The sequence below is a fragment of the Collinsella sp. AM44-11 genome (assembly GCF_003467145.1).
In the GTDB taxonomy this organism is placed as follows: domain Bacteria; phylum Actinomycetota; class Coriobacteriia; order Coriobacteriales; family Coriobacteriaceae; genus Collinsella.
This window is the reverse complement of record NZ_QSFE01000009.1, coordinates 60,496-82,627: the sequence shown is the minus strand read 5'-3', so window position 1 is coordinate 82,627 and position 22,132 is coordinate 60,496. Positions and strand designations below refer to the sequence as shown.

Annotated in this window: 19 protein-coding genes; 15 read left to right on the top strand and 4 right to left on the bottom strand. The window is 55.0% G+C overall.

Translation table 11 applies throughout. From position 1 onward, the window contains the following. The first annotated feature begins 43 nt into the window (after window positions 1-43). Window positions 44-667 carry a type IV toxin-antitoxin system AbiEi family antitoxin domain-containing protein gene (locus DW943_RS07120; protein WP_117862633.1) on the top strand — a complete coding sequence of 208 codons (624 nt, stop codon included), beginning with the start codon at window positions 44-46 and terminating at the stop codon, window positions 665-667. Between the two features lie 18 nt (window positions 668-685). After that, a complete protein-coding gene (locus tag DW943_RS07115; protein WP_089573599.1) occupies window positions 686-1,573 on the top strand; it encodes a nucleotidyl transferase AbiEii/AbiGii toxin family protein in 888 nt (295 codons plus the stop codon). Window positions 1,574-1,642: 69 nt separating this feature from the next. Here DW943_RS07115 and DW943_RS07110 read toward each other — a convergent pair whose 3' ends face one another. Continuing rightward, window positions 1,643-3,082, bottom strand: a complete 1,440-nt coding sequence (locus DW943_RS07110; protein WP_147348642.1) for a hypothetical protein — start codon at window positions 3,080-3,082, stop codon at window positions 1,643-1,645. 289 nt (window positions 3,083-3,371) lie between these two features. On the opposite strand from DW943_RS07110, the gene DW943_RS07105 reads away from it, so the two are divergent. The 5 genes from DW943_RS07105 (at window position 3,372) to DW943_RS07085 (ending at window position 7,947) form a co-directional block, all read left to right on the top strand. Then, a complete protein-coding gene (locus DW943_RS07105; protein ID WP_117637101.1) occupies window positions 3,372-4,289 on the top strand; it encodes a hypothetical protein in 918 nt (305 codons plus the stop codon). 37 nt (window positions 4,290-4,326) lie between these two features. Then, window positions 4,327-5,811: a VirD4-like conjugal transfer protein, CD1115 family gene (locus tag DW943_RS07100; RefSeq protein ID WP_158566137.1), complete on the top strand. Its 1,485-nt coding sequence runs from the start codon at window positions 4,327-4,329 to the stop codon at window positions 5,809-5,811. A 115-nt stretch (window positions 5,812-5,926) separates the two neighbouring features. Further along, a complete protein-coding gene (locus tag DW943_RS07095) occupies window positions 5,927-6,529 on the top strand; it encodes a ClpP family protease (protein WP_117862608.1) in 603 nt (200 codons plus the stop codon). A 74-nt stretch (window positions 6,530-6,603) separates the two neighbouring features. Then, window positions 6,604-7,422 carry a hypothetical protein gene (locus DW943_RS07090; RefSeq protein WP_117862607.1) on the top strand — a complete coding sequence of 273 codons (819 nt, stop codon included), beginning with the start codon at window positions 6,604-6,606 and terminating at the stop codon, window positions 7,420-7,422. 87 nt (window positions 7,423-7,509) lie between these two features. Further along, window positions 7,510-7,947 (top strand): hypothetical protein, encoded by a 438-nt coding sequence (locus DW943_RS07085; RefSeq protein WP_117862606.1) that lies wholly within the window; start codon window positions 7,510-7,512, stop codon window positions 7,945-7,947. A gap of 361 nt (window positions 7,948-8,308) precedes the next feature. On the opposite strand, the gene DW943_RS07080 is transcribed toward DW943_RS07085, so the two are convergent. Both DW943_RS07080 and DW943_RS07075 read right to left on the bottom strand, forming a co-directional pair. Next, entirely contained in the window at window positions 8,309-9,889 is a 1,581-nt protein-coding gene (locus tag DW943_RS07080) for an SIR2 family protein (protein WP_158566135.1), read from the bottom strand. A 39-nt stretch (window positions 9,890-9,928) separates the two neighbouring features. Further along, on the bottom strand, window positions 9,929-10,255 hold the full coding sequence (locus DW943_RS07075) for a hypothetical protein (RefSeq protein ID WP_147350671.1): 327 nt from the start codon (window positions 10,253-10,255) through the stop codon (window positions 9,929-9,931). 979 nt (window positions 10,256-11,234) lie between these two features. Here DW943_RS07075 and DW943_RS07070 point away from each other — a divergent pair. The 5 genes from DW943_RS07070 to DW943_RS10490 are packed head-to-tail and all read left to right on the top strand — an operon-like array spanning window position 11,235 to window position 17,650. Beyond that, window positions 11,235-12,158: a DNA cytosine methyltransferase gene (locus DW943_RS07070; protein WP_233543619.1), complete on the top strand. Its 924-nt coding sequence runs from the start codon at window positions 11,235-11,237 to the stop codon at window positions 12,156-12,158. After that, window positions 12,145-13,032: a DNA cytosine methyltransferase gene (locus DW943_RS07065; protein WP_117862603.1), complete on the top strand. Its 888-nt coding sequence runs from the start codon at window positions 12,145-12,147 to the stop codon at window positions 13,030-13,032. Before DW943_RS07070 ends, DW943_RS07065 begins: the two co-directional genes overlap by 14 nt. Before the next feature lie 14 nt (window positions 13,033-13,046). Further along, window positions 13,047-14,906, top strand: a complete 1,860-nt coding sequence (locus DW943_RS07060) for an McrB family protein (protein WP_147348641.1) — start codon at window positions 13,047-13,049, stop codon at window positions 14,904-14,906. Window positions 14,907-14,909: 3 nt separating this feature from the next. Continuing rightward, window positions 14,910-17,345, top strand: coding sequence for a DUF2357 domain-containing protein (locus tag DW943_RS07055; RefSeq protein ID WP_117862601.1), 2,436 nt, complete (start codon window positions 14,910-14,912; stop codon window positions 17,343-17,345). 56 nt (window positions 17,346-17,401) lie between these two features. Then, window positions 17,402-17,650 carry a hypothetical protein gene (locus DW943_RS10490; RefSeq protein ID WP_117862600.1) on the top strand — a complete coding sequence of 83 codons (249 nt, stop codon included), beginning with the start codon at window positions 17,402-17,404 and terminating at the stop codon, window positions 17,648-17,650. Between the two features lie 84 nt (window positions 17,651-17,734). Here the strand turns inward: DW943_RS10490 and DW943_RS07045 are convergent, their stop codons facing one another. Next, the gene (locus tag DW943_RS07045) at window positions 17,735-19,900 is read right to left on the bottom strand and encodes a hypothetical protein (RefSeq protein ID WP_117862599.1); all 2,166 of its coding nucleotides are present in this window, start codon (window positions 19,898-19,900) and stop codon (window positions 17,735-17,737) included. Between the two features lie 109 nt (window positions 19,901-20,009). Between DW943_RS07045 and DW943_RS07040 the strand changes: the two genes are divergently transcribed. The 3 genes from DW943_RS07040 to DW943_RS07030 all read left to right on the top strand — a co-directional run bounded on the left by DW943_RS07040 (window position 20,010) and on the right by DW943_RS07030 (window position 22,066). Beyond that, window positions 20,010-20,336, top strand: coding sequence for a hypothetical protein (locus DW943_RS07040; protein ID WP_117799822.1), 327 nt, complete (start codon window positions 20,010-20,012; stop codon window positions 20,334-20,336). A gap of 113 nt (window positions 20,337-20,449) precedes the next feature. Continuing rightward, complete coding sequence (locus DW943_RS07035) at window positions 20,450-21,274, top strand: hypothetical protein (RefSeq protein WP_117799821.1); 825 nt, start codon at window positions 20,450-20,452, stop codon at window positions 21,272-21,274. A gap of 81 nt (window positions 21,275-21,355) precedes the next feature. Next, on the top strand, window positions 21,356-22,066 hold the full coding sequence (locus DW943_RS07030) for a hypothetical protein (RefSeq protein WP_147348640.1): 711 nt from the start codon (window positions 21,356-21,358) through the stop codon (window positions 22,064-22,066). Window positions 22,067-22,132 lie beyond the last annotated feature (66 nt).

The window sequence follows — 22,132 nt, the reverse complement described above, 5'->3', positions numbered from 1 at the left end:
AAAATCACGTTGCAAAAGTATGAAAATATCCTACAATTGCAACATGAAGTACTTTAGCAACATAACGGCGATAAGCGAGCTTTCCGAGAGTGAGGGCGTGTTTACCACAGCCCAGGCGGCTCGCATGGACATTTCTCGAGATGCGCTGGCGCACTCATGCCGCGTGGGGCGTCTTGAGCGGATATGCCACGGCGCCTACCGGATGTCGGGCACGCAGCGCCGAGACACCGATGAGCTCAACGCTCTTTGGAAGCTCACCAATCCCTCCCTTTGTGCGTGGGAGAGAAAGCGCCAGTGGGATGGCATCGCTGTGAGCGGTACGACGGCGGCGAACCTTCAGCAAATCGGCGATTTCTTTCTGTCCCCCTACAGGATGATCGCGCCCATGCGCATCAATACGAGAAACGAATCCCTTTCTTTTGTAAAGCGCGAGATTGCGGAGCAGGATATCGTCTGGCTCGACGGCCTGCCGGTAACCAAACCCGAGCGCACGCTTGTCGATCTTTGCCTCGATTGCGAGGACCCCTCATTAATTATCGATGCCTATAACGACGCGCTTGGACGTGGACTCGATATACAACGGCTGAAGGATCTTGTAGAGGAGAACTCTAAAACCGCCAAACGACGCGAGCTGATGGCGCCTTTGCTGATGGTACTGAACGGGTAATGCGAAACGGAGGACATGGTGAAGTACAAAACGCCTGCCGCATTGGAGATGGCTGTTAGGAATGCCGCAAGAGAATCACCAATGGATACTAATCGGGCAATCGTCGGTTTCTACTTTCATCGCTTCCTATGTCGCGTTTTTTCAGAAGATGACGGCAGCTTTGTGCTCAAGGGCGGTCAAAGCGTCCTGGCGCGAACACTCGATGCGCGTGTCACAAGAGATATTGACTTGGTTGCTCAAGAGGAGAGTCTCGAAGAGGCTATTGTCGATCTGGTGCAGGCTGCTTCGATTGATCTGGAGGATTTCGTTTCGTTCGTCTTTGATCGTGCAGAGCAAATCAAAGAAGAAGATGAGTATCGGTGCGGTGCGAAGGTGTGGTTCACCCCCTTTATGGGAACCAAGAAGCTACAGCCAATTTCAATTGACTTGGTAATTGATGAAGTGCGGGGACTTGAGCCTGAGGTTCTTGCGCCGATCGATCGTCTGAATATCGAGGGGCTCCCAGTCTGCGACTATCGAGTATGCCGAGTGGAGAGTGCCCTTGCAGATAAATTGCTCGCAATGATAGAGATGCATGAGGGCCGTGCTTCATCGCGAATCAAGGATATAGTCGACATCTTGGTGTACGCGAAAACTTGCTTCGTCGATGGGGCTACGCTTGTCGAGAGGGTCGAGAAAGAAGCGTCTGCCCGCAAAGTGGCAATGCCGGAAGAGTTCGTGGCGCCTCTCTGGTGGAAACAAAATGGTTCTGCACAGTACGTAAAGATGGCGAGGCAGGCGGGGGTACTTGATCTCGCGGGGAACATTGCTGGGGCAGAAGAGGTCGTCAATCGGTTGTATACACCGTGCTTTAATCATTCGGCGAATGTGTGCAAATGGAATCCTCAGACCACGGGATGGGAATAGGCTAGATAGTTAAGCCGGCGGCAGAATTAGTTCCTGTCGCCGGCTTAAGACGTTTCTACTGCCTATGCGCTATTCGCAGGTCTGGTCGACCACCTGGGTGACGGCCTTTTTTGCGCCTTCGAGGTCGCGCTGGGCTTGGGCGACAGTGGCCTCGGCTTGTTTCTTTGTTCTTACGACCTCGGCAAAGCGGTTGGTGGATTCGCTATACTCGCGTGTGCGCGGGTCGAGCGCCGGCGGGACTTCGATCTCAAACAGGTCGCTAGGACGGATGGCGCGGATGCTGGCTGCTTCAGTTAATGCTTGAATCAGCTGCGCCCCGTGGCCTTCGGTAAGGTATCCAACAATTATCTCCGAAAACACTACGCGCTCATCTTCGGTCATCGTTTGGAATGACGGGCGAATGACGGTGGTGTTATGCGAAGCAACCAGATGCTGCTTAGCGTCATCGGAGCTGACGACGAGCAGGTTGGACGCGCCGTAGCGACCCAGCATGCGCGGCATGACGATATCTCCAGCGCGGAGCTCATAACGATCGAGAACGCTGGGGTTCACCTTTACGAATTTAGAATCCGAGCTATTTTGATTATCTGAAGCATCTACGGGCAGAAGATTGCCGTCCTGAAAATCTTGAGATGAGATTCGGCGCACCTCGACTGCGTCAATGTCGTTCGATGTCGTGCTCTCGCGGGGCATGAATGGCGCGACTCGCGTAAAAGAGTCACCGAGTGTGGCGCTGTAGTTTCGGGTGATGGCGATGAGGCTGATTTTGCCTTTGGAGAGAGCGGCGTGGTGTTGGAGCAGCTCGCGCGTGGCAAAAGTGGACGTTTCGATTGGCGTCGATCTTGGCGTATTGGTATCAATGCGGGCCCAGTCAGGAGAGATAGAAAAGGTGATATCAGAGTAATACGATGTTTTAGTCACATATTGAAAACGCGGTCCGGGCTCAATTGCGCTGCGAAATGCAACGCTGCGATTTCCTGAAGACAGTATGAGGAGCGCGCTTGTCATGTAGGGCCTGGGCTCGGAAAGTGGCAAATAAACGACGCTCTCGATGAGCCCTTCGCGTATCAAAATCGTGCGTGCTTGTTCAGCTTTATCAAGTAAATCGGCGGGAAGTACCACGGCTGCTCGAGTGCGGCCCGAAAGGGCGAGAGCATACAGGCACCAAATAAAAGGACCCCAGTCGCAAAAATCAAGGTAGCCAGGCTCCAAATAATCGATGAGCGCGGCACTGTCTTTTTCGATATCGTGCTTATTTGCGCGGTAGTAGTTTGATGCATCGACAAACACCGGCGCTGCATCATCATCGCTTGCATTCTGCTTTCCGGGTTCAAGCTCACAAATATCGGGCACGCCGTTACCGTTTAGGGTAAAGCACTTAGCGAGATCTTCGGCATCCACAGCGCCAGGCAGACGGACAGTGAGCAGGCGACTGCCTTGTTCCAGGTTAAGCGCGCGCGAGAGGGCGGCGGCGGTGAGGCGTGGCAATGATGATGTAGTTTCACGCATGTATAGAGCCCTTTCTTCTCAGTGGGTTTATATTAGCAGAAAAATATTATAATTTCTAATGACGAGAACAGCACGCTGTGCTATCCTCGAAGCAATCCAAAGCCAACTCAATAGCAATTGCTTGATACATTCGCTTTGTAGCCTTTAGGCAAACTAAGCAATCGAGCAGGATGATTTCACTTATGAAACTAATGGGTTAGATCAATAATCATCGTTCTAGCGTCAGAACATTCTAGAACTTAGAACAGACTTACATCAACCACCTGAAACCGGATAGAAAGAAGCATTCATGAAGAAACGGGACAGTATTTACGAGGCATTCCTCAGTGCGATCGACGAGGATCTCCGCGGTATGTGCGAAGTGAACAGGAAGGCAGAGCTGCCACTTCCGTGTCCGTACTGCGGCGAGAAGAACGTCGAGCGCCTGGCTAAATCGCTCGTTGGCGTGCTGGAAGAGCGCTCGCCCGATATTCCCGGGCTGGTGCCCGAGCAGTATCGAGCCGATGTACACGAGGCCCGCGAGCTTTTGACTGCTGCGACGCTCGCTTTGCTTTCGCTGTATTTTTCCCCGCGCGATAGCTGCATGGGCAGCGTGGCAGCCGTGGTGAGCATGTTTAGGCATGGATGTAATGCGGCTTTTAAGTCAGCTGGCGTTCTCTTGTTTGAGCAGGTTACGACAGGGATGAAGTACAACGTCAAGAAGGATGCCTATATTCCGTCCCCATTCGTGCGCCATATCGATAGCAAAAAGCCTTACGACCGGCTGCACCGCGATGGATCGCGTGGCTTTACGGCGGATGAAGATGATGCCGTCATGTTTTATAAGCGCTACCTCAAGGTGCAACGACGCGTGTTCGATACGAGTCCGCGTTTCAACTTTGAGTTATGCGTCAAACGCCCGTTTGAGGCACTTTTGGACGAACGACACACTTTTTATTACATGGAGGAAAAGATGGAAATCGATTTGGCAACTAAGGTACGGGGGCTTCAGGACCGCTACCTCCTCAACTGCGCTCGGGCCAAGGGATACGACCTGCTCGACAAGCTGATGATTAATGCATTGCTTGCGTATCTGCGCGACGGGACGGTTTCAACTGCTGCTCGCGAGAGTTATCTGGCGCAGGCCGAGCGCCTGATCGGCCACGCGACCAAGTCGTCGCGCTCGGCACAGCTCAATGAGGACGACGGTGTCGATCGCATTGCTTAACAACCACCAACGTCACGGACAAGAAAGGAGCCACGCCATGTCAGTCATCAAGATGTACGGCTACGAGGCCGCGCAGCAAACGGAGTATCAGACCAAGAAGTGGGCGACTAAGGAGGAGATGCAGGCGCTGTCGTCTGGCGATGAGCAGCGCGATGTGATCCTGGCTAAGGGTGCCACGGTGGCGTTCTACGAGGACGACAAGCATTGGGAGACGAGTGTGTCCAACAATGTCTTTGCCTTTGGAGGTACCGGCAGCGGCAAAACGGCGAGTTTCATTTTGCCCAACCTACTCAATCACCACGAATGCTGTTATGTGGTCACAGACACCAAGGGTGAGCTGCTGCGCCGTACGGGGAAAGGCTTTGAAGAGGACGGCTACGAGGTAACGGTTCTCGATACTGTTAATCCCGAGCAGTCGGCCGGATACGACCCTCTGCGCTACGTGATGGATGTCGAGGATATCCCCACTACGGTGGCGGCAATCATGGAGGGGGTCGATCCTGACGGTCGTAGCCGTAGGTATGATCCGTTCTGGGATAACGCAAACGATCTGCTGCTTCGAGCAATTGTTGGAATCCTGTATCTCCTGGAGTGTCTTGCCGGCACCCTTGCGCCGGGCGAGGACCCCAATGCTCCGCGCCGCTACCTTAAGATGAACAACGTCTTTAAACTGGCTGCGCTCATCAAGGTCACGGGGGATGGCGAGGGCCGATTCCCGTTGGACTACCTTGTAGAAGAGGTGGAGTCCAGGGAGTTTCTCGATAAGTTTGGTGCGGAGAACGCTGATCTGTATGGCGTTGAGCAGTATCGTGATTTTCGCGGGGCAGCCGATAGGACGCTTAAGAGCATTCTGATCACGCTCAACGCGACCATCTCGCGGCTTAAGACTCCCCAGCTCATGCGCGTCTTTGAGAAAGACGAGATGCGTCTTGATCGTATTGACGAGGGCAAGCGCGTGATCGATCTTAAGGTGAGCGACAACGATTCGGCTAATGCATGGCTTGCGAACGTTGCCCTTAAGCAGCTGTTTAACCTTGCCCAGCGCCGTGCCGATGCCAGCCCCAGCGGCCATTTGCAGCGTCGCGTGCAGTTTGTGCTCGATGAGTTTCCCAATGTGGGACGCATCCCCGATTTTGAGCGCAGCATTGCGACCGTGCGCAGCCGCGGCATTAGCTTTTTGATGTGTGCGCAATCGCTGAGCCAGCTCGATGCCGTGTACGGCAAATCCACGGCGCTTACCATTCTCGATAACTGCGATAGTTTGGTCTATATGGGTGGCGGCAGCAACATCGCGACGCAGAACTACATAAGCGAACTGTGTGGCGAGTCGGTTTTGGGCACCAAGTACGTGGGCGCCGAGCGCACTGCCGTAGATGTGCGCGGCTGCGTGATGACCCCAGGCGAGGTTGGGCTTATGCCTCGCACCGATTGCCTGGTCAAGGTGACCGGCATGCGCCCCTTCCGCGCCAAGAAGTACTTTTGCGACGACCATCCCAATGCCGCCAAGTGGCTGAGGGATTAGTTCCTGCAGCTTTGTGTATCCCATCTTGCATGTTTTGTCGCACGGCTTCCGTTAGTCGTAAGCCGTGCGGTCCAGTTTTTGCCTCCTTACCGATTCCGTTTAGAAAGGAATTACCATGCCCGTTATGTATCGTGAGCCCAGCATCATAAAGAAGTCCAAGGACGGCCGTGTTGCCGCTGTCGATATGGCAAGCGAACTGCTCAACAGTCGTGTGCTGCTGCTGGAGGGCGAGGTCAACGATGTGACCTGTAACGGCCTTATTAAGTCCATGCTGGTGCTGGAACATCAAAGCGCGACCGAGCCCATCACCCTCATCATCAACAGCCCGGGCGGCAGCGTTACGGCGGGGCTGGCGCTCATCGACACCATGCAGTCGCTCGACTGCCCCGTGGTCACGGTAGGCGAGGGCGTCGTGGCATCGATGGCCGCGGTGATCCTGGCCTGCGGCGACCACCGCCAGGTGTACCGCCACACGCAGGTGCTCATTCACCAGTTGATGGGCGGCACAGGCATGGCGCAGCAGACCGATATCGAGATTGTGGCCCAGCATACGGCAGCCATGCGTGCCGAGTTGGACGAGCTGCTGGCCGAGCACGGCAACCTGAGCGCCCAGGAGTTCCATGAGCTCACCGAGCGTGACTGCTGGTGCAACGCCAAACGCGCTTTGGAGCTGGGCCTGGTGGATGAGGTGATTGCGCCCAGCAAGAAGGCGCTCTAGCGGGGCGCATGCCTTACAAGTACGTTGTGCAGGGCGAACAAGTGCGTAAATTCACAGCCAGAAAGAGGTTGAACATGAACAGGATTTGGGACGTCGATGGCATTGAGTGGGAAGACCTGCCCACCGTGAGCGACCTGCTGTGCGCTGCGGACACAAAGATCCTGGCGCGTGAGGTTGCCCTTCGATACGGCGGCAAGCCGGACGGCCGCGGCCGTGGCGATAGCGAACGCAGCCTAAAGCGCGCCCGCCGCAAGGTCAAAAAGCTGCGGAAGATAGATCCCGAGCCCAGCGACAAGATCATCCTGTTGCCCAAGCATGTCATCAATCGTCGCGATGCGGGCCACGGTTTTGGCTATTACGACGTGGAGCCGTGCATCTTTATGCGCGACGGCGTGCAAAGGCTGGGGGAGGACGCACTCGCCAATGTGCTTCCGTGGGAATTGATCCTGATGGATGATGAGTCCGCGAGCGAAATGCTGGGCTTTCGCGTATGGCTCGAAGGCGAGTGGGATCTATGCGAACGTTATCGCTTTTTGGCCGTGGTGTGTGTTCGCATGCTGAACAACATCTGGGCGCAAAAGGAGCTGCGCAAGTTCCTCGAGCAGGGCGATGCGGCCTGCGATATGGACGAGGACGATGTAGTTGAGGACATTCGCCGCGACGTGCTGTATCCCGAGGAAGTAATTAACGCCAAACTCGGCGGCTATTGGGACGCGAGTTTGGGACTCAACCTGCCCTGGAAGGACGAGCATCGGCAGACTTGCACGCGGATTGACAGGGCTATCGATGACCTGTTTGCCGAGGAAACGAAGCGCTGCGCTGCGGAGCTTGGGAAGAAGCTCGAGCGCGGGTATGAGGAGCGCGGGGAGTTACTGAACGGGATGTCCTTGTGAACGGTTGCCGACGGTCCGATAAAAATCTGTCCGGACGAAATGATAGAACGATAGCGTAAATAGCATCTGCACTTTAAGGAGTTAACAATGGGAATCGCCTATAAGGAACTGTTTCGTGTAAACCGTCCTATCTGTGGGCCTGGACCAGGAGGTTTCTTCATTAAAAGATTCAAGGAAGGCGGCTACAGTGAGGCTGAATTGCTCGATTTAATTTCGGGAGTGGACTTTTCTCTTGGTGAAGTGGATGAGGACATTAGCCTGAAAAAGAAATGCGAAATAGTCGAACAGGCGGTGAGTGGGGTGCATTATACGAGTTGGGCCCCCAGCGTGATCAGCATGATCATCTCACTTACGGTCGGAGGGTGTCTGTCTGCATGGGCGGGCAACAATTCAATCGCTGCCGGGGTTTTCGTGACGCCATGCCTGATTGCCTTGGGAATATATGCATGGTTTCGTTTATGCTTTGAGCGAAATCAAACGGTACTGTTGGGTGCGCTGAACCACATAAAGACACTTCAGCCGTAGTTGCATGAAATCGCCGATCGCCTGCCGTGGGCCCTCGGGACCGCCCTCGCGGCGCCCTTCCCGCTCTTTCCGGACATGGCGTCCTCCGATCTCCCGGGGCCGGCCGACCCGGCCCTCAGGGTATCGGATTCCCAAATTCATCCGTACATGTACGGATGAATTTGGGAGGTGTTCGGATGAAGTTGATATTCAAGGGGTGCGGCAGTTGGCAGGAATCTCAAGCGCCCAACCGCCAATCTCCACATTTCTTTGCTAAACTAGCTTTGCGCGGGAAACCGTGCATAGTTCGGGAGCATGTCCCCCAACTGGATCTAGGTTCGGATGCCGTTGCCCGGACTATTGGTGAAGGTTGGGGGACTTCCTACTTTCCATAGCGCAAGAAGTCGTAGATGCGGACGCACTTCCGATAATGCGAATCTTTCAACAGAGCCCTCTTCTTGGCAGGGTCGTTTCCCACGTCAGCCAGTGCCCGCTTCAGCAACGCTTCCAAGTCGTCGACGTCCATCTCTTCCTCTGAAAGGCACGGGATGAACGCGAACGGGCTCTTTGGCGCGCATGCATTCGCAAGGCCCTTTATGCTCAGCGACCCTTCGAATCTGCGACGAGTCGCAGGCATCGATTTGCGGAACGTTTCGCTTCGATAGCTATCAATCGAGGTGAGCGTTGGGAGATAAGTCGCTATGTCCTTACCGACCTCTCCACCGAGTCCGCGCGTGTACTTGAAGACAGGCATGTTGTTGGGCCGTTGGCGCACGTACATGTTGAGGTAGTTCTCGACGATGAACTTTGGGTCATAGCGAAGGTTATCGAGCACGATGTCCTCGAAGATATCTTCAGGTGAAATCGGCTTTCCGATGCTACTTGGTGACACCGACAGGCCGATGACGATCTTCTGGTCCGGGTCAAGGTCGTTGAGGACATTGTCTATCCCTGAGACGATGATGTCGGAACTCGGGTCGATATGCTCCGCAAGCCTGAACACGCTGCCCCTCAACTCGCGGATAAATCGCGTGCTATACATTTTCCGGAAGCTGCGCATCGCATCGTAGATCGACTCGAAGTCATCCGTGGTGATCTTCGTCATCGAAAGCGTACGGCCACCGAAACTCATAGCAATCTCGCCAACAGAGGTGTCGGTTGCGTGCTGAACGAAGATGAGCCGCTTGCCCAGCCGTTTGAGCTTGTCATCTGGTAGGCATTCGCAGATGTCACCCAGTATCGACCTGATGTTCTCGTCTTGAATCGAATAACCGAGGAAGATGACGGGATACTCGACGAAGAGGGTGAGCAGCTTCGCCGAGAGATACTTCCTCTTCTGCGCGAACTCCGCATAGTCAGCGCTGGTCAGGACGATGCTTCCCGCCCTCGAGACTGAGCCATGGATCTTGTATATCTCCTGAGAGAAAGCCTGGTCAGAGAACAGGAGGTCGCTTTCTCCGACGTAGGTCGTGAAACCAGGGAATAGGGTCTCACACATACAGTCATAATTCGTGGTGATGATGCCGGCAACTTTTTCCCTGCCCGCCTTCGCCAGCTTCTCAGTTTCGGCGCTCTCGACGAGACGAGCTCTCGCGATCTTATCTGCGACGTAGATCTTCATGGGCGAAGCGTCCCCGGTAAGCTCGTCACTGTGATCTTCGCGGAAGGCAGCGAATTCATCCGATGCAAAGAGCTCGTGGTTTACTTCGCTTTCCATGAGCGTGGCAACGTACGGCAGTTCGGACTCGACCTTGCCGTTCTGGACAGCAATCTTCGCCTGGCTCTTGAAGCGCGCGAAGGCATATGGGTCGTCAAGCACCTCGGCGCAGATATCCGAAAGCAGCCCCTCCCATCCCGGCGTGCCGCAGTAACGACGGGAGAGGCCAGAGCCGATGAAGAGAAACGGATAACGCCCGGCATCATCAACAGCTTTGTGGATTATCGATTTGATTCTCTCGTCCATAATCTTTCCTCCTGTACCAATCGACATGCTCGTGAAATGTTATCCCACCAACTTCGGCGAGTGCGGGCTGAAAGCATCGTTGCCGTTCTGCCCGTCGACCAATCCGCACGCGAGACTCAGCGGCACAACTGCAGCGTTCTCGACCTCCACGCTAAGCACGTAGTGGAAGTCCGCCCCCTGGCTCCCACGATTCCGCTCGTAACCAATGGCGGCCAGCCGGTCGGCTAGTTCGTCTCTCGAAACCAGCTCGTTAGCCTTCACCTTGCAAAGCATGGGTTCAAGTTCGTAAGTGTTTGTCTCGCTGATTGCGTTCCTGTAGAAGCGGAAATGGGTCGTACGAAAGAGATCTTTATGATGGGAGTACACGTGCCCGTCCTTAATGGCGTAGAAGTAGAAAAGGAACTCACCGCCCTCGTTTAGCCTGCCGCTACTTTCAAGGAAGCGGTAAATTTGTGGCGCTACAACGGAGAGCCGATTACGCTTCCGAAGCGATTTGCCCCACGAGCTGAGTTTATTGAATACCACAACGATATGATATTTAAAGGGTAATTGGACTATCTCCCGACCAAACGAGGATTCGGATTGGCTTGCTGAAATGTGGCAGTGCCCTGTTCTAAGCAACGTATTTGCGATAGAGTCGCGCGGGAACGGTGCTCGGGGCCGTTGCACCAGTAGCAAATTACTTATATCGAGCGATGTGATGCTGCGATTTCGGAAATGCTTGCCTGGTTGCGGCGCCGACTTCGAAAAGCTGGTTTTTATTTCCATTACAGCTGAAACAGGCCGTCAAAATTCATGGAAGATCTTTTCGATAGTAATGGATGAACTGAGGAGGTTTGTCTGGAGGGTGGATCGAGGTTCAAGATTGTTGCGCTCTGAAACGTTTCAGCTGAGGTCGGAGAGCGATCGCATGAGTCGATTTATATTTCGGCAGCGTTGCATCCATAGAAGAGAGAGGGATGCGTATTCGTTTGGCAGCGAGGGCGTGAGTGGGCGGAAACTTCGTGGCGTACAGCAATAAGGCTATACCTAAAAGCCTTTGTGTTGAACGGGTTTTCGCGGGAGCGGAGGGTGCGTGCCGCGAGGGACGGTCCGCGGCACGACCGACCCGGCGCGGCATCCGGAGCGGACGCGGATGCGGCGCGGACGGCCTCTGACGGGCGAGCATGCGACAGTGGTTGCCCTGCTGGGCGGCAATAAGCTCGAATCGAGCACGAGCGATTCTTGTCCGGGCGAAGCGTTACAATTGGATTTGTTCTGTTGCCGACTGATCTTGAAGCATGTTGGAAGAAACGGAATTATAATTATTTATTTGTCTGTATCTATCGAAATGGAGACCGAGCGCGTGGAAAACGAGAGGAACATAACGGCAGTTGACCTTTTCGCCGGCTGCGGCGGAATGTCCCTCGGCTTCGAAAAGGCTGGCGTCAATGTTGTGGCTGCCTACGACAATTGGGACGCTGCCATTGATGTCTATCGCGCTAACTTCCAGCATCCTGTTTTCAAAAGGGATCTCTCCGACGTTTCCGTATCCGAGGAAGTTGCCGGCTTCGCTCCGGATATCATCATCGGCGGGCCTCCTTGTCAGGATTTCTCGCAGGCCGGCAAGAGATCCGAGGATGGTGGGCGCGCAATCCTCTCTGTTAGATATGCCGAGATCATCGCGAGGTGCAAGCCTCGCTTCATCGTTATGGAGAACGTCCCACGCGTTCGAACGAGCAAATCCATGGAAGCGATTCGGGCCACCTTCAAAGCGCAGGGTTATGGCTTGAGTGGGCGAGTGATGGATGCAAGCCTGTGCGGGGTCCCCCAAGCTCGCAAGAGATACTTCTTGATCGGATGCCTTGGGGCGCCCGACGGGTTCCTCGACCCATATCTTGAGAAGGGCCTTTCTGACCATCAGATGACAATTCGTGAGTATCTCGGTAACGAGCTTGGAATTGATTACTACTTCAGAATTCCGCGAAGCTACACGAGGCGGGCCATCTTCAGCATCGACGAGCCCTCGGTCACTATTCGTGGTGTGGACAGGCCGATACCGCCGAACTACAAGCTTCACCCCAACGACGCGGCGGACCTCAGTCAAGCCCGGTGCTTGACTCCAAAGGAACGCAGTAGGATCCAGACTTTCCCGGAGTCTTTCAAGTTCTTTGGGAGTAAGACGGATGTCAACCAGATGGTGGGCAACGCCGTACCGGTAAACCTTGCCACCTACGTTGCACGAGCGCTACTAGAGTACAGGAGGGATGTGAGCGATGGACTGCGTTGATCTTTTCTCGGGATGCGGCGGTATGTCGCTCGGATTCCAGAATGCGGGCTTCAACATAAAGGCGGCGTTTGATAACTGGCAGGCGGCTGTCGACATCTATTCGGCAAACTTCGACCACCCGGCATTCAAATACGATCTTTACGATGCGGAAGCGGTCCCGAAAATTGAAGAGTATTCGCCGTCGATGATAATCGGTGGCCCCCCTTGCCAGGACTTCTCCATTGCGGGCGCCAGACAGCGCGGCAAAAGGGCCAATCTCACCATCCGATATGCTGAGATAGTTCGGGACGTCAGACCCGAGTGGTTCGTCATGGAGAATGTTTACAATATCGAGCGGATGGACGTCCTGCCCGAGGCGCTGGAAATATTCCGCAATGCTGGATACGGTCTCACGAGGCGCGTCCTCAACGCCAGTCTATGTGGTGTGCCTCAGATTCGCAGGCGCTTTATCCTTGTCGGTCATCTTGGTGATAAAGATGACTTTCTCGGCGAACTCTTGGATTCAAGGCTGAGCGACAAGCAGATGACCGTCAGGGATTACCTTGGCGATTCGCTCGGCACGCAATACTTCTACATGCATCCACGCAACTTCCAGCGTAGGGGCGTCTTCACGATTGACGAGCCAGCGGTAACGGTACGAGGCACCAACCGTCCGATACCGCCAGCATATAAGAGGCATCATGCCGACAAGGCTGATATTTCTGAAGGTGTGAGAGCCTTAACATACAAGGAGCGCAGCTATCTGCAAACCTTCCCCGAAGAGTTTGAGTTTGTCGGGTCCAAGACAGACATTGAGCAGGCGATTGGCAATGCCGTGCCAGTTAAGCTTGCTGAGTACGTTGCTAGATGCATAGCTGACTATGCAGCAGATTAATTGTGGTGGTTGCCATGTCCTTTGTCGATGAATGGAATTTGAGCTATCCCATTCCGAATTCTATATATAGCGAGAATACGCTATCCGTTCGCGGGAGAACAGTTGGACAAGGTGGTGCTGGACAGTACGAACTCAAAGGTTCAGGCTCTCTTGCAAACGGGGATACGCTGACTGCAGTTGACATTATCGGACACGCAATCATCTTGGAAGTAGTCGTACCCTCTACTGGGCAAGTTGTCTCCCTTGGCACGCGTTATCCCGTTGCAAAAAAAGGCGGAAAAGTACGTGTGCAAATACAAGGAGACGGGGCAAAGCGTCCAAATGTCGGCAACTTGTTTGCCGCACTGCTGTTGTTGCCAGTGACGGGCAAAGTAAACGATTCATCGCCGTTGCAAGAGGACGGTTTTGCGGAAAGGACATTCTGGATGGATGCAGCCGAAGTAAAGCCTGTGGGCGTCTCCGAAGATGCATATATCTTGGAGCTAACGAAACTCTTCTTCGCCACTGGAAGCAGATACAAAGACGGGCAGTTTTCGGGTGCGATAGATTACGACTACAAGTCGAGAATTGACGATCTTATTGCCCTTTGCAATCGCGGATGCAAGATGAGGGCTGGTAGCCTGACCACGGCATTCAAGTATTTCGCTGACGTTTACGCAGGGAAACTTGAGTTTGATTACAGCGTGGCTGAGTTCATGCGAAACCTCATAGCGAGCCAATTGATTGCCGAAGAGGGCATCGACTACGAACAAGGCGATGACGTGCTGCCCGCAATGCATCAACTAATCGACCTTGCTGCAAAGAATTCATCGAAAGCATCAAGCAGAGAGAAGAGGACTTTTCAGCTAAACAACCTTCCAGCTGAATTTAAAACCGACTTCTCCAGGCGCTACATCACGTCACTACTGGCAAAGCCCTTTGTCATCCTTGCTGGCAACAGCGGAACAGGCAAGACGCGGATTTCCAAGCGTTTTGCAAAGTACCTTGAGGTCTTGGATGAAGACGGGGAGCCAAACTGGTTGCTCGTTCCGGTCGGTGCCGACTGGACCGACAACACCAAGGTGCTGGGCTTCTTCAACCCGATTGCAGACGGCGGCAAAGGCGCGTACGAAGAGACCGGCATACTGAGACTCATCGAACGGGCCAACGCTAACCCCGAGGTTCCGTATTTCCTCATCCTCGACGAGATGAACCTGAGCCATGTCGAGCGGTATTTCTCAGACTTCCTCAGCCACATGGAGACCATCGGCGAGGATAACCTCATCGTGCTTGATGGGTACGGCGATGGCGGTGCTGGCAGGCTGCCCTATCCGCAGAACCTGTTCGTTGTCGGCACCGTGAACATCGATGAGACCACTTACATGTTTAGCCCCAAGGTGCTCGACAGGGCAAACGTCATAGAGTTCAAGCCGTCGAAGGCCGAAGTCCTCGCAGGGTTCAAAGCCATCGAGGATGCGCCGGACGTTGCCGTCGCAGCTTCCGGCGTCCCCCAGGCTTTTCTGCGTCTCGCCAAGGACATATGGGAGGGAGCCAATTACATCAGCGAAGATGATGCTAACGCCATCTTCGAGAAGTTCGGCAAGCTGTATGAAGAGCTGGAGAAATGCGGCTATGAGTTTGCCTTCCGCACCGTGCGCGAAGTGCGAATGTACGTTAATGCCGCGCACGAGCTTGACGGCGAGAACTACGAACTCGAGCGTTCTGTCGATGAGCAGATTGTCCAGAAGGTGCTGCCGAAGCTCCATGGTAACAAGCGTGAGATCGGCAATCTGCTTAAAAGCCTGAAAGACATATGCGATGGCGAGCTGAGCTCCGTTAAGATAAGCCAGATGGCAGCGAAACTCGATAACGTGCAGTATGCGAGCTTCATCTAGCCTATGGACGGCAGCATCGGCGCAATCCGCTTTGCAGCGGATGGAAGAACAATAGCCAGGCTCTACCAGAGCGGTGCGCATGACCGAGTCGATTGGGACGAGGAACAGCAGACCGGGCTAACCGGGCTGACGTGTTTCGGTCTCAAGCCGGAAGCATCCCAGAATGGCGCTGGTTCAACACCAGCCTTCGCCGTCAAGGACGGTCTTGACGGGAGTCCCACGCTTCGAATCAACGAAACCACATGTTATGTGCTCGAATACGAGCGGACCCCTGATGGTGGCCTGCATCCTCGCGCCTCGTTCCAAAACGAAGGCAAGAATATCAGGTGCGACAGAAACGGCAATAGTGTCACCTTCCAGTTCGTGAACTATCTCGGGCGTTCGAGGATTCGATTCGGCGAGGAAGCTGATGCGCCGATGCTACAGTTCGAAGTCGTCCCGCTCAAGATTGGCTATGAAGACGATTACATCGAGCTCACCGAGGAGCTTGCCGCAAGGTGCGCTGCGCTGCTCCTTGACTACTCGGGCTCCACGTCGAACGTTTACAAGCAAGCCGACGAGAATCGCGAGACGCTGCTTGAGCAGTTCGTCTTCCTGCGGCAGTTCTGCTACGAACCGAACCTCCAAGCCCTCTTCGAGGCGATAAAGAGGAACCCTGATAGGACGCTGGATCACGAGGACGAGCTGCGGTCGGTTGGGGCTGGCATGCCGTCCCGGAGGTTTTATACGAACCCCTTCTCGAACAGCCGGATGTGGACGCGCTTGAACTGCGGCGGCGATGCGGGAGGCGTCTACCTCCCCCAGATGGTCAGCGTCACGCGCAAGTACGACCTGCTCGACACGCCCGCCAATCGGTTTGTGAAATTTGCCCTGCATGAGATTGACCGGATCTGCACCTCTCTGATGACTGTCCTGGATGCCGAGAAGGGCGATACTCGGCAGACGGAGTGTTATCGCGAAGCCGCCGCGCTGCACGCCATGCTGGATACGATACTCAGCGACGCCTTCTTCGACGATGTCGGCACCCTGCAGATGATGCCTCAGAACAACCAGGTGTTGCAGAAGCGCGAGGGATACTCGCAGATCTTCTTCGCATATTCCATGCTCGATATGGCGCTGCAGCTCGACTGGAAGGGCAAGGATGACATCTACGAGGGCGAATCGAAGAATGTGGCCCTCCTCTACGAGTACTGGATCTTCTTTGAGCTGTACGACATCGTAAGGGGGATCGAGGGGTGCGAGCCGATAAGCACCGATGACCACCCATTTATCGGGACGAATCCCGACGGTGGGCTGTCAATATCCCTCAAGCAGGGCGTACGCTCCTGCCAGTCATTCCAGATTGCGCAGTGCGGCGCGAAGGTAAACCTCTACTACAACCGCACCTTCTCGCCCCGTGACTTTCATGCCACTCGTTACGAGGGTTCGTACTCGAGACCGTTCAGACCCGACTACACGCTCGCGATATTCCCGGATGCTTATACAAACGAGCGAGCCGCAGTGCAAGATGGAGCTGTTGCATTCGTCCACTTCGACGCCAAGTACCGCATCACCGACTTGACGGGGCTTGTCGGCAAGGATGTGGGCACCGAGGAGGCAGAGCGCGAGGAACTTAACGAGGAGAAGGCGGCCTCCACCACGAACACCTACAAGCGCGGTGACCTGCTGAAGATGCACACGTACAACGACGCGATACGGCGCACGGTTGGCAGCTACGTGCTTTATCCGGGGTCGGGCGAAACGGGCGAGAAGGGCCAATTCCGGCTCTTCGAGGAGATTTTGCCGGGTGTCGGCGCTTTCGCCATGAAGCCGAGCATCAGCAGGACGGCAGAGAATGCGTTGCGCGATTTCATAGAGAAGGTCATCGGCGAGAACACGGCAAGCAATACGCGGCTGAACCGGCTGAGCTACTTCACCGAAATGGTTGTGGCTGAGCCTCCAAGCGCGGGCAAGACGGATAGCGACTCCTACGGGCATGGTGGCGAATCGTTCGTGATTGGCTACATTCGAGGGGACTCTCCCGATGACTACTATCACTTTCTCGAAAGCAGCGGCAGGCTCCGCAAGGGCGGGCGCTTTCTCTTCTACTTCTATGCCATTAAGGACGGGCATGTCTACTCGCACCATAAGGATCTCTTCCGCACGTCGTGGTTCCGCTTCTATCGGAACGCCATAAGCCAGACGAACACCTACGAGATCGAGCCTGTGGCGTGTCGCATAACCTCGAATGAGCTGGTTTCGAGGGACGAGCTGGCCAACCGCCTGGCCGACCTTGGCTACGTGCGGGATCGTGGGAATCAGGGTGCCGACTTCTACTATGTCCTGTCCGTGCGGGTGGAAGATGACGCGGCAGAACCCTTAAGCCTGGGGCGCAGGGCGGTGGATGAACAGAACGGCAACGATGCGTTCAGCCCCCACTCGCCAAAGATTGTTGGGTGATCATCTGGTCATTTTCAGAGTAGCGGTAACACCTACGGGCGCGCGAGGGGCAACGCATGAGGCCAATCGTCTACAACGGGGTTGACCTGTCGGGCGTGTGCTCTGCCGAGGTCATCGAGAAAGTTGCCCTGCCCGTGGAGGCGGAGACCCTGGCGGTGCCGAGGCGTGCCGGCGCACTGCTGGTGGCGGGGCGGCTGTCCCCCAGGCTAGTGCGGGCGCGGCTGTTCATGGACACCCGCCCGCGCCTTCAGGACGATGTTCGGCGACAGGGACGACGCAGCGGCGCTGCCACGTCGCGCAGGTAGCGGAGGAGGGTTGCTCCCAATGGCCCGCGGCGTCCGCGCCCCGGTGCCACCCCGTGACCGGCGGCTTCGCTCGAAGCCGCTACATCAGGCTCGTTCCCGCTTTTCCGGGTCATATCCCTTCGTATACACGGTAAAGCTAAGGCTATCTATCGTGCCGGTGCTGTAGACGCATGCGTCGGGCGCGCTCCGTGTGCCTTGGGCGGTCGGGTCGGTCGAGACACAATCGTCCCTATCTATTCCAAGCAATGGAATGGGCTTTGCCACCTGGTCGGCGCTATTAATTTGCGCAATGATCTCCAACAACTCGTATAACTTGATAAGCCATGAGCTGTATGGGTGCTCGCCGGGTCCCTTGTGCTTCAGCGTGCACTTTGATTGCGGGCTTTCGGCGAGCTGGCTCAAGCGTTCAAAAAGCGCCGGGTACTCGGCTTCGGGAAACTCGACTTGTACATACTGTATGCCATTGAGGATGAATCCGTACCACAGTACGGGGTATGGAAAACCGTTCCTATCTGGTCGCCTGATTTTTGTCCTGCAATTGGGCTGGTTGACGATAGACAGCCATGCCGCATAGAGCTCGTCGGAAATTAGGTCGCTCGCTTGGTATGTTGGGCCAAGACCATCGAGAACAAAATTGCCAAGGCTGTCAAAATAGTGGGCACAATCCGTTAAACCCTTTTCGTATGCCGTGTCGGCTTTTCTCCGTATATTGAGTGCGACGTCGCGGGGTGATTTGCGACCAAGATGTTTTTTGGCGTTGTGCCGCGGGTTGCAATAGAGCTTGGTCGCCGCGTTATATCGATCGCAGTACTTGCTGTTAGGGCCGGTCGGAAAAAAGAGCGAACCACAGGTTTGGCATGTTATCGGCATAATGCCGCACAGCAGCAGCTCGTGGAGGATGCGGGCATAAAGGCTTGCAAAGGAACATTCCTCTTCGGTGAAGTAAAGCTCTCCTGCCTTTGCAATAACAGCTTGAAGCCTTACGAGCCTATTGAGGTTTTCCTGGTCGTTAAGCTCTGCATACGTATGGAAGTCTCCATTTGCGTAGATTTGGTTCTCGCGCATAGCCTCGAGATAGTTCTTGCGAAACGCCTGCATAAAGGGGGCGCTATTCATGCGTTTTATATCGCTCAAATGTTCTTCGAGCTTTTGAGCCGTTTCGTTTCCGGGCAAGTGCTTTTTGGCTGCGTATGCAAAAGCGTCGCCAAAGCGGATGATTGCCGGCAGCTGATTATCGAATAATCGAAATTGTCGCGGGTCGCTTGTTTTGATGGCGGCTGGGAAAAACTCTTCGTTTTGCGCGAGCAGGCTAGGTGCCTCGGTGTTTTTAAGCAGCGGGGCAAGCTCCAGACATTCCTGATAAAAAACAATGAGAAGCGCTCGAAAGAGATCGGTATTGGTGCAAACGCAAGCTGTTTCTATCTGCGAGTTGACCTTTGGATAGTTGTCTCTTGGATTGTCGCGTTTATACGGCACCGGTTCTGTTAGCCCGGTCTTGCCGTTGGTAGTTGTAATGTCCATGTCGTTCGACACGAGCTTGAGATAGGAGCTGAAGAGGGACGCCATTTCTTGCTTATTGAGTTGGGCCGATGTCGTGATCACCGCGCGGTACAGGCGGTTGATTTCGTTGCACTCAATAGCGTTGTTGTTCATCCAGCAGCTGTAATAGCGATAGTCGGGAATCGCTGTGATGTTCATGACACACTGCCTGCAGACATTTTCAAGGAGATATCTGGCCATGCCGGAAATCTCTCCGTGTGCATGGCTTGTAATGGCTTTGTCGAATATCGGAGCAAAGAAATCGAGGTCGCGTTCCTTTTGTTTTTGAAGGTTGATAGCGATTTCAGCTTCGTTCAATTCTGCTTGGGTGGGCTCTTGGTCGGGATCGTCTGGATCGAGCCAGTCGTCATGGTCTGGCTCGGCTGCGCAGTCCATCGAGGTGTGTTGCGCAGGGTGAGGAGCAGCAGGGGGCTGGCGCATGGCGTTCTGCAGGTCGATATAAAAGCGACGGTTTGCTCGTTCACGAAAATGGGACGCAATCTCGTTGAAAAGCGAGCTTAAGTCGACGCGCAATAGGTCGTTGGCTATGGAGACGAGACTCCATGCGCTTGCATTGCCGGATGTGTTTCCGTCGCCGGCACAATCAATCTCCGGCGTCCTGTTAAGAAGTAGCATACGGGGATTGACAGGGGAGCGAAGAAAGCCAGCCTCAAAACCCCAGTTAAATGCTTCTTTTTCGGACTTAAGCATTGATGCTCCAAACAGCCAAAATTTAAAACGCGATAAAAGTCATATTACGCGGCTGTTTGCGGCTGTTCAATGGAGTCAAGCGAAAAGGGTTAAAACCAGGGAGGCCGTTATGTCCGATCGCATCAAACTCAACGAAGGAAACATTGATGTATGCGAGCGCGAGGTTATCGCTCTTCGCGAGATTATCGCCGCCGCCATGGGTCGCTTGCATCAGATGCGCAGGCAGTGCGAGCGAGGCTACGCGTCTTCGGAGGATTTCGAGAATGCGTTGGATGTTTACGGAGTGATCCGTGGGCGAGTCGATGAGCTTGACCAGCTTGGTTTCGAGTTCAGATGGTCGTCAGTTCCCGATGCAGGGATCGATGAGTGCGTCGGGCTCGAATGGATTGAGGACGACAACTCTCCACGAGATCGCGGTTTCGATATCGCTTGTTAGTGTGTCCGCACGACTTGGTATCAATGGGGGCGAACAATCTCTAATCGGAGCCGACTAGAGGCTGCATCCTAGTTGCCGGCGATTCCGGTTTGATTTCTGTTGAAAGGAAAATCATGAACACTTCTATTCAAATTTCGTCCAGCGCCGTTGAGTCTGCGCCCCGCACCGCCAGAGGCGAGGTCGTCAAACTCGTGCAGGGCGCGCTGCTCGTTGCCGTTGCCGCGGTTGCCGCTGCCGGCACCGCCTCCGTCGCCGCCCCGTTTTGCGTCTGGAAGGGCGAGGTCGCGCTGTTCCTGAACGAGTCGTTCCATGCTGCCTTCTCCATCTCCGCGATTGCGGAGTACGCGTCGGCTGTGCCCGGGTCCGATTGGGCGTCGCTGCTCGTGGCCGCGCTCATCGCGGCCTACCCTGCCTACCATGCCGCCTGGCGCGTTCGCGAGGGCCTTGGACTCAGCTGCGAGGCTCCGGTGTTCAGCGGGCGCGTGTCGCGCTCTCTCGCCGCGCTGAGCGCCTGCCTGCTGCTGGCGATGCTGTTCATGGGCTATGGAACGAGTTGGCTCATCAACGGCAGCGCGATGGGTGACCAGAGCCTTGTTGAGTCGGGGCACAATGTATGGGCCGTTTCCATCATGATCATGCTGGGCTGCGCCCTGATGTGCCTGTTCAAGTGGTTCCTTGCCAAGGGCCCCGGACGCAATTTCGGCAGCGGCTTCGCTATCGAGCTTGTCCGCCTCGCCGACGTCCTGCTGAAGCGCGCGAGCTCGAACCTGGTGTTGTGCTACGTGGCCGAACTGCTTGCCTGCCTGCTGGCACTGACCTTCATTGCCGTGGCCTATGTCGTCGTAAGCGTGGCCATCGTGCTCGCGCTCGGAGCCGTCGCCTTGGCGGTGTGCCTTGCCGGGATTCCCGTTATCCTTGCTGCCTCGTGGCGCAGGTAGCGGGGCGACCATGCAAGTTCTTGTCACGACGTGAGAAAAACATGCAAGAATCGCAAGCTCTTTTCACGCGATGAGAAAAACTTGCAGATTGGCGCGATGGTGACAACTCTCCGCGTGAGCGCGGGTTCGATATTGCTTGTTAATGTGTCCGAACGGTTGATTGGAGACAAAATGTATCCGGACTATGAGCGTAACAACTATCCCATGAGCATTACGGATGAGGATGGTCCGTTCCTGGTCATGGAGGCGGAGCTGTTTTACAACGATGAGCTGAACGATGAGTTCAAGAAGAGCAGGGCGCGCCATTACTATTCTTGCGCAAGTGCTGCTACGGCACTTTTTTACTGCAAATCGCTTGCAGACAAGGACGACAATCCCTGGTATGTAAGCTGGGAAAAGGCGGTCGAGCAGTATCCGCTGGAGAAGCGCGAGAGCGCAACGATGCTCTATTGGGTTGAGCCGACCGATCCGTTAACGGCCCTCGATGCCCGCTACCCCCAATACGACCTTGAGCCATATGTAAGTAAGGCCATCCGCGTCGCCAGTTCATATTTGGTGGAACTCGACGATAGTGCGTATTCGATTGATCAGCTGGATGTTGAGGATGTCGACAACTTGCTTACTGCTGCCTGGTTTTTGATCCAGAAACTCCAGGAGGGCGGTTGCATGCATGACCCAGATGCACTGGATAAGATCGAAGACGCTACGTATGACGCCTATACAGCGGTCAAAAATTTGATTGAGGACGAAGAGGCGGCCAGGGCCAGTTCGAAGTCTGATGAGAATCTCTAGCCGCTGCATTGAACGGCGCGCCTGATCGGCAGGCTGTCGGCAAAAGTTCAGACAGCTTGCCGATCC

What these genes read in the sequence shown, in the direction of transcription:
- DW943_RS07120 (WP_117862633.1), top strand. Translation starts at nt 44, where the DNA reads ATGAAGTACTTTAGCAACATAACGGCGATAAGCGAGCTTTCCGAGAGT.
- DW943_RS07110 (WP_147348642.1), bottom strand. Translation starts at nt 3,082, where the DNA reads ATGCGTGAAACTACATCATCATTGCCACGCCTCACCGCCGCCGCCCTC.
- DW943_RS07105 (WP_117637101.1), top strand. Translation starts at nt 3,372, where the DNA reads ATGAAGAAACGGGACAGTATTTACGAGGCATTCCTCAGTGCGATCGAC.
- DW943_RS07100 (WP_158566137.1), top strand. Translation starts at nt 4,327, where the DNA reads ATGTCAGTCATCAAGATGTACGGCTACGAGGCCGCGCAGCAAACGGAG.
- DW943_RS07095 (WP_117862608.1), top strand. Translation starts at nt 5,927, where the DNA reads ATGCCCGTTATGTATCGTGAGCCCAGCATCATAAAGAAGTCCAAGGAC.
- DW943_RS07090 (WP_117862607.1), top strand. Translation starts at nt 6,604, where the DNA reads ATGAACAGGATTTGGGACGTCGATGGCATTGAGTGGGAAGACCTGCCC.
- DW943_RS07085 (WP_117862606.1), top strand. Translation starts at nt 7,510, where the DNA reads ATGGGAATCGCCTATAAGGAACTGTTTCGTGTAAACCGTCCTATCTGT.
- DW943_RS07080 (WP_158566135.1), bottom strand. Translation starts at nt 9,889, where the DNA reads ATGGACGAGAGAATCAAATCGATAATCCACAAAGCTGTTGATGATGCC.
- DW943_RS07065 (WP_117862603.1), top strand. Translation starts at nt 12,145, where the DNA reads ATGGACTGCGTTGATCTTTTCTCGGGATGCGGCGGTATGTCGCTCGGA.
- DW943_RS07060 (WP_147348641.1), top strand. Translation starts at nt 13,047, where the DNA reads ATGTCCTTTGTCGATGAATGGAATTTGAGCTATCCCATTCCGAATTCT.
- DW943_RS07055 (WP_117862601.1), top strand. Translation starts at nt 14,910, where the DNA reads ATGGACGGCAGCATCGGCGCAATCCGCTTTGCAGCGGATGGAAGAACA.
- DW943_RS10490 (WP_117862600.1), top strand. Translation starts at nt 17,402, where the DNA reads ATGAGGCCAATCGTCTACAACGGGGTTGACCTGTCGGGCGTGTGCTCT.
- DW943_RS07045 (WP_117862599.1), bottom strand. Translation starts at nt 19,900, where the DNA reads ATGCTTAAGTCCGAAAAAGAAGCATTTAACTGGGGTTTTGAGGCTGGC.
- DW943_RS07040 (WP_117799822.1), top strand. Translation starts at nt 20,010, where the DNA reads ATGTCCGATCGCATCAAACTCAACGAAGGAAACATTGATGTATGCGAG.
- DW943_RS07035 (WP_117799821.1), top strand. Translation starts at nt 20,450, where the DNA reads ATGAACACTTCTATTCAAATTTCGTCCAGCGCCGTTGAGTCTGCGCCC.